The sequence below is a fragment of the Caulobacter sp. GW821-FHT10A06 genome (assembly GCF_059415805.1).
Genome location: NZ_JBWKNY010000001.1, coordinates 327,105 through 340,130 on the forward strand (window position 1 = coordinate 327,105; position 13,026 = coordinate 340,130).

A 13,026-nucleotide genomic window follows, 5' to 3' on the forward strand; every position below is an offset into this window, starting at 1 on the left:
TGGACGGTTCCAGTGCTGTGGGAGCGTTAGGCCTACCAGGCCTTGGTTAGTTGCAGAGCCACCACACGGCCCGCCGGCTCATAGTTGGCCGGGTCGTATCCGACGGCCGCCCGCGAGTCGTAGAAAGGCGGCCGCTGGTCGAGGATGTTTTGCACCGTCACGGCCGCCACGACACCGCGCCAGGCGCCGGCCTTGGCGCGTGCGGCGTACTGGACCTGCAGATCAGCCGTGGTCTGGGCATGCACCCGCAGCCCGTCGGGGTTGCTGAGGTCCCCGACGTGGTTGAGGCTGATGCTGGTGGTTATGGGGCCATGGCTCCAGGCCGCAGACAAACGCCCACGCAGGTCGGCGGGGTTTTCCACGAAGCCCGCCAGCTCCACTGATCGGGCTGAGGCGGTGATGCGTCGCTTGTAGGACATCAGCCACGAGAGGTTGGCCGACAGAGCCACCGGATCGCCCGCGATCGACAGAACGTAGGCCCCAGTCAGATCCAGCCCGCGCACTTCGAAGCTGCCGGTGTTGACGTAACGGGCGTCGGCGATGGCCTGATAGGACGTCGCTGGGAACAGGGCGGCCGCGGACGGGCTGGCGGTGGCGAGCACGGACTGGACCAAGGCAAGGTCCGCCGAGTTGCTGGCGGGGCTCACGAACTGACGAAAGGGAGCCAGATCCGGCGCCGTCAGGATGGTGGTCAGGTTGCTGATCGCCGGCTGGCCGATCCTGTCGTTGAACTTCGTCTCGAACAGCGTCGCGGACAGTCTCGCGCCCGGTGTCGAGCGGGGCGCGAACTCGACGCCGGCGGTCCAAGACTTGGCCGTTTCGGGCCGCAGGGCTGGGTTTCCGCCGACGCGGACGAGAGTGAGCGCCGTGGTGGGACCATTGCTGATGATGACCGGCGTAGCCTGGGCGGGATCGGTCAGCTCGCCCAAGGAGGGCGCGCGGAATGACTCGCCATAAGTGGCCTTCACCGTCAGGCTATCGATAGGCGACCAGACCAAGCCGACTTTGGGCACGGTACTGGAACCCTGGTTTTCATAATGCTCGCGGCGGACCGCGAGCGACAGCTCCAGGCGCTCCAGGCCAGGACGCCTGAAGTCGGTCCCGAACAGTGGGGCGCGCAGTTCCGCAAAGACCGCGCTGACGTCGCGCTCACCCCGCCTCGAGAAGGCCGCGACCGGGACGACGTTGCTGGAGAGGCTCCTCCCGACGCTCTTGAGGCCTTCGGTCCGGAACTGAGCCCCAACGGCCAACCGCGCCGAGCCGGCGGGGAGCCGGACGAGGGCGCCATCGGCGATCAGACTGACGGTGTCCAGGCGGCCCACGGTGTGGCGCTGCTCGAAGCCGGAGGTCACGAAGTCGAGGACGGCTTGCTTGTTTCGGCCCTGGCCGATGAAGGGATTGAAGTAGCCGTCGCGCGCGGCGCTGAAGGCGGTCAGCGGATTGTCGGCGGTGTTGCCCAGCGCTTCGTTGAGGTAGACCGAGTTGATGACGTTGGTCGACAAGCTGTCCTGCAGCTCTTCGGCGTGCAGGGCGTAGCCGTTCAGCCGCCAGTCGGCGGGTAGCCGAACGACTGCGCCCACCGTGAAGGCGCGGCTTTGCACCTCGCCGGTGCTTCTCAGGCCACCTGCCTCGTTTTGAAACGAATAGGCGATCGTGTGGGAAGCCGACCCGTTGGGCGAGACGAAGAAGGGGTTGTTCCGGCCGACGGCGAGGTTGGTCATCGGCGGATTGGCGTGGGTCGTATAGCGGCGATCGCTATAGCGGGCGTCCGCCGTCAGGGTGAGCCGCGATCCGACATCTTGGGAGAGGGCGACATAGAGACTGCCGCGCTCCTGCACAGGCAGGATGTCGAGGGTATCGCGGAAGTTCTGACGATTGACCTGGCCGGCGATGAAGTCGCCGGGCTTGAGCGCGGTGCCGTCCTGGCCGGCGGGGATCGCCCACATCGGGACCGATAGCCGCGTGACGGGATCCACGCCGAGAATGTTTCCGGGCTGGCTGAAATTGAGCCTGCGATCCGTGCCGCCCAGCGGTCGCAGATCGGCGTTGCTGGTGAACGCCCGGTCGGCGGCGCGGAGCCGATCGCGACGCTGGTATTCGCCGCTGACCAACATGGAGCCTGACTGCCAGGCGCGGCCAAAGGTCTGCGCGAACTGCCTTTGGCCGAGATCGCCGCGCGTGGAGCCGCCGATGCGGGCGCGGGTTTCGGCACCGTCGTAGCGATCGCGGAGCACGATGTTCACCACGCCGCCGACGGCGTCGGAGCCGTAGAGGGCAGAAGCGCCGTCGAGAAGCACCTCGACCCGTGCGACGGCGGCAAGCGGGATGGAGGAAACGTCGGCGAAGTCGCCCATCAGGCCCGACCCCGCCATGCGGCGGCCATTGACCAGCACGAGGGTGGCGTCGGCGCCCAGGCCGCGTAGGTTGAAGCCCGTCGCGCGCGTGTCGTTGGTCGTGGTGGGATCGGTCGCGGTGGTGCGCGCGTCATCGCTGGCCGAGCCGCCGAAGGCCTGCGGCAGGGCAGACAGCGCGTCGGCCAGGGTCGCGTAGCCGCCGCGATCAATCTCTTCGCGGCCGATCACAATGACCGGAGAGGCGTCATCCTTGACGCCCCGGATATGACTGCCGACCACGATCTCCGAAACCATGAAGGCCTCGGCCGGCTGAGGTGCCGGAGCCGGATCGTCGGAGGCGGACGTTGCGCTCGCCTGCACCTCGCCTGGTGCGCCGACGGCGTCCGGATTTGTCCGCATCGCGCCGAGCGCGGCGTTGGGCTGCATCGCCGGGCGTTTCTTCGGGTGCAGCACGAAAACGCCAGGACCCGCCTGACGGACGTCGATTTCTGCCCCGGTCAGCAGCTGGGAAAGGGCGACGGACGGCGCCAGCTGTCCGCGCACGCCGGCCGTGCGGCGACCCGCGACCAGCTCGCTAGTGAACATGATCCGCAGTTTGGCTTGCTTGCCCAGAGCGATCAGGGCGGCGTCGAGCGGTCCCGCCGGAATTTCGACTTGCACTGCGCGCTCGGCGGAGAGGCCGGCACTAGGCGCCGCGGCGAGGCAGGCGATTGGCGAAACCCAAGCCAAAAGGACGCGGCGATACGAAAACGACATTCAAACACCCCCGGCCCGCCGGCGGCCCGCGTCACGATGACGGGCGCTTGAATGCCGGCGGTAGCGGGGGAGACGCCCAACCTGGCGCTTCACCCTACCGCGCTGTGAAATAAATATGACGTCAGGGTGTCCCCGGGCCTTTGGCGTGGAGTTCGATGGTCCGGCCGTTCTTCCCAGGCCGCATCTCCAGATCAAGAACGTCGCTGGCGGCGAGCGCGAAGCCATCCACGTCGCCGGTCGGGAACGCGCCATTGATCCGCCGCTCAAGGGGCGCGTCGTCGGCGAGCACGACCTTCCTGCTGCTGTAGCGGTTGACCTCGGCGACCGCCTGCGCGAGCGGCGTGTCATGCAGAATGACCTGGCCGGAGGTCCAGCTGGTGTCGGCGCCGATGTCGGCGGGGACCGGGCGGGCGGTGGGGCCCACCACGATCTTCTGACCGGGCGCGAGCATCCATGAGCGGCCGTGGTCGGCGTCGTCGCGGATCGAAACCTTGCCCTGGGTCAACGTCACTTGAACGGCGCCGGCGCGGCGATAGACGTCGAAGCGCGTCCCCACGGCGGTGATCTCGGCGTCGCCGGCGTCGACGATGAACGGCCGGGCCGTATCGTGGGCGACCTCGAACAGCGCCTGGCCGCGCGTCAGCGTGATCCGTCGCTGGCCCTGGGTCATGCGCACGGCGATCTGACTGTTGGTGTTGAGCGTCACCTCGGATCCGTCGGCGAGGCGAAGGATCTTGCGCTCGCCCACAGCGGACTCGTAGCGCTGGGCGCCGCCGCCGTAGAGCGTCACGGCCCCCACGACCAGGCCCGCCGCCAGCATCAGTCCCGCGCCGATCGCGATACGACTCGCTTGCCGACTTTTGGGGCGGCTGCGCGCGCCCGCACGCGCGATGGCGTCTTCGGCGAGCGCATCGAGGCCAGGATCGCTGCGCAGGTCGCGCAGCTTGCCCGCCATGGCGGACAGCCGGTTGTAGGCGTCCAGGTTCTCCGGCGTCTTCCGCCAAACCTCGAACTGCTTGAGGTCCGGGTTCTCGATCACGGTCGAATTCAGGCGCGCGTACCAGTCGGCCGCTTCCCGATCGATCTTCGTTGGTCTCTGCTGTTGCTCGATCATTCTGGGTTCACGTCGCACATCTTCGCGGCGCAAAGGATCATGGCCTTGCTCATGCGTTTCTCGACCGTCTTGACCGATATGTCGAGCAACACCGCGATCTCCGAATAGGTCATGCCGCGCACATGGTTCAGAACCAAAACATCGCGCAACTTCGACGGCAGGGCCAGCATGATCTGTCGGAAAAGTACCGCTTGAAGCTGCGGACCGTGGACCGGCGCTGCGGCGACGGCGTCTTCGTCGAGGGGTTCGGTGATCCGCCGCCGCCCGTTTCGGCTCCGGTCCTTCGCCAGGTTCCTGGCGATGTGCAGGAGATACGAGCGCGCATCGCGCAGCGGTCCGACCGGCGGCAGCCGCGCGACGCGGAGGTAGGTTTCCTGGGTCAGCTCATCGGCGGCTTCGGCCCCATAGCGGCGGCGGAGATACCCCAGCAGCCAGGGCGCGTGGTCGCTGTAAAGCGCTTCTACGACCACAGATGGCCGTTGATCACCCGTCACGACCTGTCGCGGTGCACTTACCTTCTTGAGCGTGGCTTCCATGCTGCCTGCCTCGTGGGCCCGTACTCACCAGTGCCGCGTCAGGCGGCGGGTCGATTTTGGTCGGGCACGTAGCTGACTTTACTCATAGTCTATTCACAGTCCAGCCCAAATACCGATGCCTGCCCGGATGCACCTGCGGGCTGTCATCGGCGAGAATATTCGGGCGCTTCGGAAGGTGAAGCTGCTCAAGCAGGAGGAACTCGCCTTCCGAGCCGACATACATCCTACGTATCTATCTGGAATCGAGAATGGCCGGAAAAATATAACTATCGATTTGCTCGAACGAATTGCAAATGCACTCGATGTAACTGCCAAAGATCTGGTTCGCCGATAACCCTGGGTGCGGATGCCAGTTAGATTCCCAGCTGTGGATAAGGGCGAACTTTACTCATAGTCTATTCAACCGTGCCGCCGGTTCGTGCGCCGTGTCGCCATGCATCTACGGCATGTCGTTGGAGAGAATATTCGCGCGCTGCGCGAGGACCGCGACATCGCGCAGGACGAGCTTGCGCATCAATCCGACATCCATCCGACATACTTATCTGGCGTCGAATCCGGTAAGCGGAACATCACGCTGAACGTCCTCGAGCGCATAGCGAGAGCGCTGAATGTGAGCGAGGAAGTTTTGGTTCGGCGATCAGCGGAGCAATCCGAGACCTGAGGGTAAATGACACCTTTTTCTGGTGGTCATTTCCCAGCTGCACGACTTTCAATCCCGAAAACCGACGGGATTGCTCCCTACAAGATGCGGGCCAAGCTCGCTTCGTTCAGAGTTGTTGGCGTTTTACTCGCCAAGTCTGTGTTCGCTCATTGCGATGCCCCGATGGCCGCGCCGCTCGCTCGAACGAGATCGGGACGGTCGCCGGACGGCGGCGCCGACGGCGACGGACCGTCGTTCGCGAGCTTGAATGTTCCCGGCTTCGCGTGGGAGTTTCTGCGGCGAAATCCGGACTATCGCACCGACTATGGTCGGTCGAAGCCGGTCGTGGATGCGCGTTGGGGACTTCGTTTCCCTGCTGATCCCGCGCTTCCCGCGACCCAGGCCGAGGTGTTCTGGCGGGAGGATGTCGCGCCGGGGATCGTGCTGCCGTTGATTAGCGGGGCGGATTCCTCTGGAGAGCGCCTGGCGACGCGCGTCCCGGACGGCCTGGTTCGTCGGGGCGAGGACGGCCTTCATCTGCGTCTGGCGGCAGGGCTACAGCTGTTGTTCCGGGGCGAGGCGACGCCGGCCGGCCCGGTGCTGGTGGTGCTCGGCTTTGACAAGGACTTTGGACTCCGCGTGCGCGCCGTCGAGGCGCTGGAGCGCGTCGCCAGCGGACGCGCCGCGCCGCGATCGCGCCTGACGGCTGCTCAGCGCTTGCGCCTGTCGCGCAGCCTTGTGGCGCTGGACGGCTCTCAGCGCCGCGAAAGCTACCGCGAGATCGCGCGCGCGGTGTTCGGCGACGCCGCCGTCGAGCGCGACGCCTGGCGGACCGCGTCGGTCCGGGACGCGACCATCCGCTTGGTCCGGACGGGGAGGGCGCTGATGCGGGGCGGCTATCTCAACCTGCTGAAGGGCGGCCTTTGAGGGGTGGCGAAAACGGCGCCCCCGATCTTCGCCATCCCCCTGGGCGCAGACGCTTCGCCAAGGTGACCGGGCTTGGCCGCGGCCTCTCCAGGCCCGGCGACCATCGCCCGGAGTACGCCCATGTCCAACTCGTCGTCGGCCTCACTGCCGCCCAACCTGATCGGCCACCTCAATACGCCGGAGGCTGCGCGCTTCCTGAGCCTGTCCGGCCGAACCCTTGAGAAGCATCGCACCTACGGGACGGGTCCGACCTATCGGAAGATCGGCGGCCGGGTGATCTACGCTGTGGCCGATCTAGAGGCCTGGGCTGCGCGCGGGGTGCGCACCTCCACGAGCGAGCAGAGCGCCGACAACGTGCTCCCGGCCAAGCGGCACGCAGCCATCGCGCCGGCTTTCGCCACGCGCCGGGACGACTGATGAGCGCCGGCCTCGAAACCAGCGTCGAGCTCGTCTGGCTGGAAGGGCAGATCGAACGCTGGATCCGCTTCGGCCGTGTCGCTGGCGAGCAGTTGATCGATCGCCGGCGCCGGATCGTCTCGTTCGCGCCAGGATCGATCTTCGCCTTGGTCCGCTGGCGGGCAGGCGAATACGGCACGGTGGAGTCGCGGATCGCCATCCTACGCGCAATCCGGCCACATGAGGCTTTCACCACCGTGCCCTTCGTCGCGCCCGGCGCGGAGCTGCTGCTCGACATAGCGGGATGGCCAAAGGTGCAGGCCGTCCTGGCCGCGATCGACGCGCTGGAAGTCGTCGGGCTATCGCCGGAGACGGTCGCGCCGGACTACTGGCGGCACGTCCATGCCCGAGTGGTCGTGGGCTTGCCGCCGAGAACGTACACGCGCTTGCGGCATCGTGCGTGGCTACTCCGCCGGAGGATCGCGCCGTGACGGCCCGCCGACTTGCCGTCTCCGGCCTGGCCGTCGCCGGGATCGTGCTGCTCACGGGCCCGGCGCTGTTCCGGCCTGCGCCGCGCCTGCTGTACAACGCTACCGCCAGCGCGCCCGTGGGGTTCTACATCCTGGATCGCACCCAGCCAGAGATTGGCGATTGGGTGGTGGTGCGGCCGCCTCCCGGACTAGCGGCATGGATGGCCCAGCGCGCCTATCTGCCCGTCAATGTGCCGCTTCTCAAACGCCTCGCGGCGTCTGAGGGGCAAATGGTGTGTGGCAGGGCCGACGGCGTCTTCATCGACGGTCATTGGCGCGCCGAAGCACGGTCGCGGGACCGTGCAGGGCGTCGCCTCCAGCCGTTCCAAGGGTGTCGGAGGCTCGGGCGCGGCGAGGTCTTCCTGCTCAACGACGCGGCCCCTGCGAGCTTCGATGGCCGCTACTTCGGCCCATTGGCTCGTGCCTCCATCGTGGGCCGGGCGACACCCTTCTGGATCTGGAGCGACCGATGATCGCGCGGATCATTTTCCCTTCAATCCACCTTTCCTGGCTCGGCTGGAAAGCGGGCCCTTTCCTCGTCCCGGCCAAGTTTCCCCTGGCGACCGGGCGCAGCGGAGGTCAAGGGCGGCCGTCAGGCCGGCGCGGGACGCGCCTTGCCCTTGAGGTCCGTCAGCCCGATCGCATGCTTGGTGACAGAGGGACCAGCGCCCTCATGCTGCGGTTTCACGGCGTGGCGGTCGCGACGTCGGTGCTGGTTCTTGGCATCGGCGTCCTGCACGGAGCGCCAGCTGTAGCCGATGAACTGCGCGAAAGTCCCGCCGCCGCCCGTCAGGCGATCGACGAAGCATCGACCAGGTTCGGACTGTCGGCACGCCTGATCCGCGCGGTGATGGCGGCCGAGAGCGGCGGCCGCCGTGACGCCCTATCGCCCAAGGGCGCCATGGGGCTGATGCAGCTCATGCCCGTGACATGGCGGGAAATGCGCGCCGAACTGGGCCTTGGCGACGATCCATTCGAGCCGAGGGACAACATTTTGGCGGGCGCGCGGTATCTGCGCTGGCTCTACGACCGCTTCGGGTCGCCCGGCTATCTGGCCGCTTACAATGCTGGGCCCGGGCGATACCGCCAGCATCTTCGCGGTGCCCCGCTTCCCCGGGAGACCCTGGTCTATGTCGCTCGCGTCCAAGAACGCCTGGAGCGCTGGCCTGCATCGGTGGAGACGGCGCCGGATTGGCGCACGGCCGGTCTTTTCGCCAGTGGGCCCCGTGCGGCACATGAGCACGCTAAGGGCGATACGATCTTCGTCACCACCGATCGGGACCAGCGGCCATGAACCGGTGGGTCGGTGCGGCTGTAGGGGAAGCAGGAGCGGGAAACGGACCTCAAGCTGGTCGTCGGAAACCCACAAAAGAACGACGGCAAGATAAAAGCACCGGGACCCTGCGGCCCCATGGTGTTGATGGTGTTGAGGATTTTCAGGGACCTGGGGCTCTTCGTCGGGCCTTGCGTCTCTGGAAGCTACGGGTTTTCAAAGGGTTATCAGGGACCTTGAGCCTCGGAAGCCGTCATGGCGGCTGACGACGAATTCGAGCCCAGACTCGGCAAAATCCGCAACGATGGCGCGGCCGCCTCGCGCAAGGGGCGCAGCTTCGTCTCGCAGGTCATGACCGCCGCGAGGCGCTCAGGCGGCGGAGCCGTCGATGTGGGTCCGCGCGGGCGAGGGCCACGACCAGGACGCGGAAGCGGCAAGGGGCCGGCGCGCGCCAGCGCGCGTCAGGTCGTCATCAAGTCCAGGATCATCCGGCATCAGGGAGCCCGATTTCGGGCCGCGCCGCTGTCCCAGCATCTGCGATACCTTCGCCGAGAGGGTGTCAGCCGGGACGGCCAGCCGGGTGAAGTGTTCGATCGGGACGGAGCTGGCGACCACGAGGCGTTCGCCGCCCGGTGCGAGGACGACCGACACCACTTCCGCTTCATCGTCTCGCCCGAGGACGCCGCGCAGCTCCAGGACCTGCGGGCTACGACGCGTGACCTCATGGCCCAGGCCGAGCGCGATCTACACACGCGGCTGGACTGGGTCGCCGTGGACCACTGGAATACCGACAACCCCCACGTCCACGTCCTCGTCCGTGGCTTGACCGACGACGGATCCGATCTGGTGATCAGCCGCGACTACATCTCCCGCGGCTTGCGCCAGCGCGCCATCGATCTGGTCTCGCTGGAGCTGGGTCCAAGGTCGGAGCGCGAAGTCGCCGCCAGCCTGGAGAAGGAAGTGTCGGCCCAGCGCTGGACCAGCCTCGACCATCAGCTCCGAGGTCGCGCCGACGATATCGACAGCGTGGTCGATCTTCGTCCGCGTCATGGGCGGCTGACTGACGCTGACCTTCGCCTGGTCGGCAGAGCCAAGTTGCTCGAAAGCCTCGGACTGGCGCAGCAGGTCGGGACGGGGCGGTGGCGCCTGGCCGATGACCTCGAAGCCCGGCTTCGTGCGTTGGCTGAGCGCGGCGACATCATCAAGACCCTGCATAAGGCGATGGGCGAGGGGAGGGACCCCACGGCAATTGCCATCGGCGACCAGTGCTTGAACGAGCCGGTCTTTGGCAAGCTCGTGGATCGAGGGCTACACGACGAGCTCAACGGCCAAGCCTATGTCGTCGTCGATGGGGCCGATGGGCGGCTGCACTACCTGAAATTTGGGGACCTGTCGGCGACGGGCGACACGCCGGTCGGCGGCTTGATCGAGGTGCGCAGCCGCACCAATGCCGAGGGCGTGACCCGGCTGGATCTCGTCCACCGCGCCGACCTGACGATTGCCCGCCAGATCGACGCGGACGGCGCGACCTGGCTGGACCGGCAAATGGTCTCGCGCACGCCCCAGCCCCTGGCGTCGGCGGGCTTCGGCGCGGAGCTGCGCGCAGCGCTGGAACGGCGTCTGATGCGTCTGGAGGGCAAAGGCCTGGCCAGGCGCCAGGATGGCCGTCTCGTCCCGGCGCCCAATCTGGTTTCGACCCTGCGAGAGCGGGACTTGGCGCGCGCCGCCGCCAACGTCCAGGCCGAGACGGGGGGCGCTCCCGGCGAACTCGTCGTCGGCGACGCTGTCAGCGGCGTCTATCGCCGCCGGCTGGACCTGGCGTCCGGACGGTTCGCCTTGATCGAGGACGGGCTCGGCTTCCGGCTCCCGCCCTGGACGCGGGCGCTGGACGACAGGCTGGGCCAGGAGGTGAGGGGGACGGTCATGCCGGGCGCGGGCGTCGACTGGTCATTGGGACGCAAGCGGGGGATCGGGCTTTGAGGAGCAGATCACCATGAGTGGAACCAAGGTCCTCTGGGGCCAGATCCTGATCGTCGCCGCGCTGGCGCTGGCCGGCGTGTGGACCGCGACGCAGTGGACGGCATGGCAGCTCGCCTACCAAGCGCGACTGGGGCCGCCATGGTTCGAGCTTGCAGGATGGCCTGTCTACCCGCCGCCAGCCTTCTTCGTCTGGTGGTTCATCTACGACGCCTACGCACCCTCGGTGTTCGCGCGCGGCGCGTTCATTGCGGCTGGCGGCGCTCTGCTGGCCGTCGCCGTGGCGATCGCCATGTCGGTCTGGCGCGCGCGCGAGGCCAAGAAGGTGACGACCTACGGTTCCGCCCGCTGGGCCGAACCGCAGGAAGTCCGCTCCGCCAACCTGCTGGGAGAGCAGGGCGTCGTCCTCGGACGCTACGGCGAGCACTATCTTCGTCATGACGGCCCCGAGCATGTGCTGTGCTTTGCGCCGACCCGGTCGGGTAAGGGCGTGGGGCTGGTGGTTCCGACGCTGCTGACCTGGGCCGGCTCCGTCGTTGTCCATGACATCAAGGGCGAGAACTGGGACCTGACAGCCGCCTGCCGCGCGAAGATCGGCCACGTCCTTCGGTTCGATCCGACCGACCCCAACAGCAGCGCCTACAACCCGCTGCTGGAAGTGCGGCGAGGCGATAGCGAGGTACGCGACGTCCAAAACATCGCCGACATCCTGGTCGATCCCGAGGGCGCGCTGGAGCGCCGGAACCATTGGGAGAAAACCAGCCACAGCCTGCTGGTCGGCGTGATCCTGCACGTGCTTTACGCCGAGCCCGACAAGACCCTGGCTGGCGTCGCCAATTTCCTGGCCGATCCTCAGCGGACCATCGAGGCGACCCTGCGCGCCATGATGACGACGCGGCACCTGGGCGATAAGGTCCACCCGGTCGTCGCCAGCGCAGCCCGCGAGCTGCTGAACAAGAGCGACAACGAGCGATCGGGCGTCCTGTCGACCGCCATGAGCTTCCTGGGTCTCTACCGCGATCCGGTGGTCGCGCGGGTGACCCGCCGCTGCGACTGGCGCATCGCCGACCTGGTCGATGCCGACCGGCCGGTCAGCTTGTACCTCGTCGTGCCGCCGTCCGACATCAGCCGGACCAAGCCACTGATGCGCCTGATCCTCAACCAGATCGGCCGGCGCCTGACCGAGGGCTTGGAGGAGGCGCGAAACCGGCGCCGTCTTCTGCTGATGCTCGACGAATTTCGCGCGCTCGGGCGGCTGGAATTCTTTGAGCAGGCCCTCGCGTTCATGGCCGGCTACCGCATGAAGGCCTTCATAATTGTCCAGAGCTTGAACCAGATCGAGGCCGCGTACGGCGCCAACAACGCGATCCTCGACAACTGTCATGTGCGCGTGGCGTTCGCCACCAACGACGAGCGGACGGCGCGCCGGATCAGCGACAGCCTGGGCACGGCTACGGAGCTGAGGGCGATGAAGAACTACGCCGGACATCGCCTGTCGCCTTGGCTTGGCCACCTAATGGTAAGCCGCCAGGAAACGGCGCGCCAGCTGCTGACCCCGGGCGAGGTGATGCAGCTCTCGCCGGACGAGGAGGTGGTCCAGGTGTCAGGCTCACCACCGGTCCGGGCCCTGAAGGTTCGCTACTATTTGGACCCCAGGATGACCGGACGGGTGGCAAAGCCGCCGGCCTCCGGCGCTCGCCTCGCCGGACAGCCCGACGACTGGGGTGAGGATCAGGACCCTGGCGATGGCGGTAATGGAAGCGCGTCGGTTATCGATGAGGGCGGGCAGCGCATCGAGCCTGAGCTCGCCGGCATGGAGCAGCATGCGACGCCCGCGCGGGAGCTAGAGCCGCCGCCTGAACTGGACGGCGAGGGGGACGAGGTCCAGCAGGCGGCCGAGGTACAACGCCGATTCCGCACAGCCGCGCGCCAAGCCGCTCTCGATCCCGACGACGGCATCGCGCTGTGAGGCCCAGATCATGAAGGTTCAGGCCAAGGTGTTCCTGCCAGGCGATGTCGCGCGTGCGCTCGATGAGGCGGCGCGGCGGATGCGCCGATCGAAGTCCGAAATCATGGTCGCGGCTCTGGCCACCTACCTTTCGCCGGACGGCGCCGAGGCGACGGAAGCGGCGATGACTCGCCGACTGGACCGGATGAGCCGACAGCTCGAGCGGCTCGAGCGGGACATCACGATCTCGAACGAGGCGGTGGCGCTGTTCGTCAAGACATGGCTACGAAACACTCCGTCCATCGTGTCTCGAGACGATCGTGCCGCCACTGATCTTGGCCGAGAACGCTACCGACGCTTTATCGAAGCGCTCGCCCGAGGGATCAGCGGTGGCCGTTTGCTCCGGGATCAACTCATGAATGATGTCAGCGAGCCCGTCGAAGAGACCTAAACTAGGGATGCTCGGAGGGTGCGAGGCAGGCGAGATCTACGAGCAGACCTGACTCATCGCTTCCGTTTGGAAAGTCCGCTTGCTGGCAGCTGCCGTGCGCTGGCAAGGTCGGTCCTGAGGCGAG

Annotated in this window: 13 protein-coding genes; 10 read left to right on the forward strand and 3 right to left on the reverse strand. The window is 67.1% G+C overall.

All coding sequences use genetic code 11. The annotated features are described in order from the left end of the window. Positions 1 to 32: 32 nt before the first annotated feature. The 3 genes from AC07NF_RS01465 to AC07NF_RS01475 form a co-directional block, all read right to left on the reverse strand. Complete coding sequence (locus AC07NF_RS01465; RefSeq protein ID WP_494632210.1) at positions 33 to 3,110, reverse strand: TonB-dependent receptor; 3,078 nt, start codon at positions 3,108 to 3,110, stop codon at positions 33 to 35. Positions 3,111 to 3,231: 121 nt separating this feature from the next. Further along, positions 3,232 to 4,224 (reverse strand): FecR family protein, encoded by a 993-nt coding sequence (locus tag AC07NF_RS01470; protein ID WP_494632208.1) that lies wholly within the window; start codon positions 4,222 to 4,224, stop codon positions 3,232 to 3,234. Further along, positions 4,221 to 4,760 carry an RNA polymerase sigma factor gene (locus AC07NF_RS01475; RefSeq protein ID WP_494632206.1) on the reverse strand — a complete coding sequence of 180 codons (540 nt, stop codon included), beginning with the start codon at positions 4,758 to 4,760 and terminating at the stop codon, positions 4,221 to 4,223. The genes AC07NF_RS01470 and AC07NF_RS01475 overlap by 4 nt, the downstream gene beginning before the upstream one ends. A gap of 127 nt (positions 4,761 to 4,887) precedes the next feature. Between AC07NF_RS01475 and AC07NF_RS01480 the strand changes: the two genes are divergently transcribed. The 10 genes from AC07NF_RS01480 (at position 4,888) to AC07NF_RS01525 (ending at position 12,902) form a co-directional block, all read left to right on the forward strand. Further along, positions 4,888 to 5,094 (forward strand): helix-turn-helix domain-containing protein, encoded by a 207-nt coding sequence (locus AC07NF_RS01480; RefSeq protein WP_494655319.1) that lies wholly within the window; start codon positions 4,888 to 4,890, stop codon positions 5,092 to 5,094. Positions 5,095 to 5,193: 99 nt separating this feature from the next. Continuing rightward, positions 5,194 to 5,421 (forward strand): helix-turn-helix domain-containing protein, encoded by a 228-nt coding sequence (locus AC07NF_RS01485; RefSeq protein WP_494632797.1) that lies wholly within the window; start codon positions 5,194 to 5,196, stop codon positions 5,419 to 5,421. Positions 5,422 to 5,427: 6 nt separating this feature from the next. Then, complete coding sequence (locus AC07NF_RS01490; protein ID WP_494632204.1) at positions 5,428 to 6,327, forward strand: DUF2285 domain-containing protein; 900 nt, start codon at positions 5,428 to 5,430, stop codon at positions 6,325 to 6,327. A 120-nt stretch (positions 6,328 to 6,447) separates the two neighbouring features. Beyond that, positions 6,448 to 6,744, forward strand: a complete 297-nt coding sequence (locus AC07NF_RS01495) for a helix-turn-helix domain-containing protein (protein ID WP_494632201.1) — start codon at positions 6,448 to 6,450, stop codon at positions 6,742 to 6,744. Continuing rightward, the gene (locus AC07NF_RS01500) at positions 6,744 to 7,214 is read left to right on the forward strand and encodes a DUF2840 domain-containing protein (protein ID WP_494632200.1); all 471 of its coding nucleotides are present in this window, start codon (positions 6,744 to 6,746) and stop codon (positions 7,212 to 7,214) included. The genes AC07NF_RS01495 and AC07NF_RS01500 overlap by 1 nt, the downstream gene beginning before the upstream one ends. After that, entirely contained in the window at positions 7,211 to 7,726 is a 516-nt protein-coding gene (locus tag AC07NF_RS01505) for a S26 family signal peptidase (RefSeq protein WP_494632197.1), read from the forward strand. The genes AC07NF_RS01500 and AC07NF_RS01505 overlap by 4 nt, the downstream gene beginning before the upstream one ends. Beyond that, positions 7,723 to 8,547: a lytic transglycosylase domain-containing protein gene (locus AC07NF_RS01510; protein ID WP_494632196.1), complete on the forward strand. Its 825-nt coding sequence runs from the start codon at positions 7,723 to 7,725 to the stop codon at positions 8,545 to 8,547. The genes AC07NF_RS01505 and AC07NF_RS01510 overlap by 4 nt, the downstream gene beginning before the upstream one ends. A gap of 234 nt (positions 8,548 to 8,781) precedes the next feature. Further along, on the forward strand, positions 8,782 to 10,506 hold the full coding sequence (locus AC07NF_RS01515; RefSeq protein ID WP_494632193.1) for a relaxase/mobilization nuclease domain-containing protein: 1,725 nt from the start codon (positions 8,782 to 8,784) through the stop codon (positions 10,504 to 10,506). Between the two features lie 13 nt (positions 10,507 to 10,519). Further along, on the forward strand, positions 10,520 to 12,472 hold the full coding sequence (locus AC07NF_RS01520) for a conjugal transfer protein TraG (protein WP_494632190.1): 1,953 nt from the start codon (positions 10,520 to 10,522) through the stop codon (positions 12,470 to 12,472). 10 nt (positions 12,473 to 12,482) lie between these two features. After that, entirely contained in the window at positions 12,483 to 12,902 is a 420-nt protein-coding gene (locus tag AC07NF_RS01525) for a ribbon-helix-helix protein, CopG family (protein ID WP_494632187.1), read from the forward strand. Positions 12,903 to 13,026: the final 124 nt, after the last annotated feature.

Excerpts from the sequence above, each read along its gene's own strand:
- AC07NF_RS01465 (WP_494632210.1), bottom strand. The coding sequence starts at position 3,110 with ATGTCGTTTTCGTATCGCCGCGTCCTTTTGGCTTGGGTTTCGCCAATC.
- AC07NF_RS01470 (WP_494632208.1), bottom strand. The coding sequence starts at position 4,224 with ATGATCGAGCAACAGCAGAGACCAACGAAGATCGATCGGGAAGCGGCC.
- AC07NF_RS01475 (WP_494632206.1), bottom strand. The coding sequence starts at position 4,760 with ATGGAAGCCACGCTCAAGAAGGTAAGTGCACCGCGACAGGTCGTGACG.
- AC07NF_RS01480 (WP_494655319.1), top strand. The coding sequence starts at position 4,888 with ATGCACCTGCGGGCTGTCATCGGCGAGAATATTCGGGCGCTTCGGAAG.
- AC07NF_RS01485 (WP_494632797.1), top strand. The coding sequence starts at position 5,194 with ATGCATCTACGGCATGTCGTTGGAGAGAATATTCGCGCGCTGCGCGAG.
- AC07NF_RS01490 (WP_494632204.1), top strand. The coding sequence starts at position 5,428 with ATGACACCTTTTTCTGGTGGTCATTTCCCAGCTGCACGACTTTCAATC.
- AC07NF_RS01495 (WP_494632201.1), top strand. The coding sequence starts at position 6,448 with ATGTCCAACTCGTCGTCGGCCTCACTGCCGCCCAACCTGATCGGCCAC.
- AC07NF_RS01500 (WP_494632200.1), top strand. The coding sequence starts at position 6,744 with ATGAGCGCCGGCCTCGAAACCAGCGTCGAGCTCGTCTGGCTGGAAGGG.
- AC07NF_RS01510 (WP_494632196.1), top strand. The coding sequence starts at position 7,723 with ATGATCGCGCGGATCATTTTCCCTTCAATCCACCTTTCCTGGCTCGGC.
- AC07NF_RS01515 (WP_494632193.1), top strand. The coding sequence starts at position 8,782 with ATGGCGGCTGACGACGAATTCGAGCCCAGACTCGGCAAAATCCGCAAC.
- AC07NF_RS01520 (WP_494632190.1), top strand. The coding sequence starts at position 10,520 with ATGAGTGGAACCAAGGTCCTCTGGGGCCAGATCCTGATCGTCGCCGCG.
- AC07NF_RS01525 (WP_494632187.1), top strand. The coding sequence starts at position 12,483 with ATGAAGGTTCAGGCCAAGGTGTTCCTGCCAGGCGATGTCGCGCGTGCG.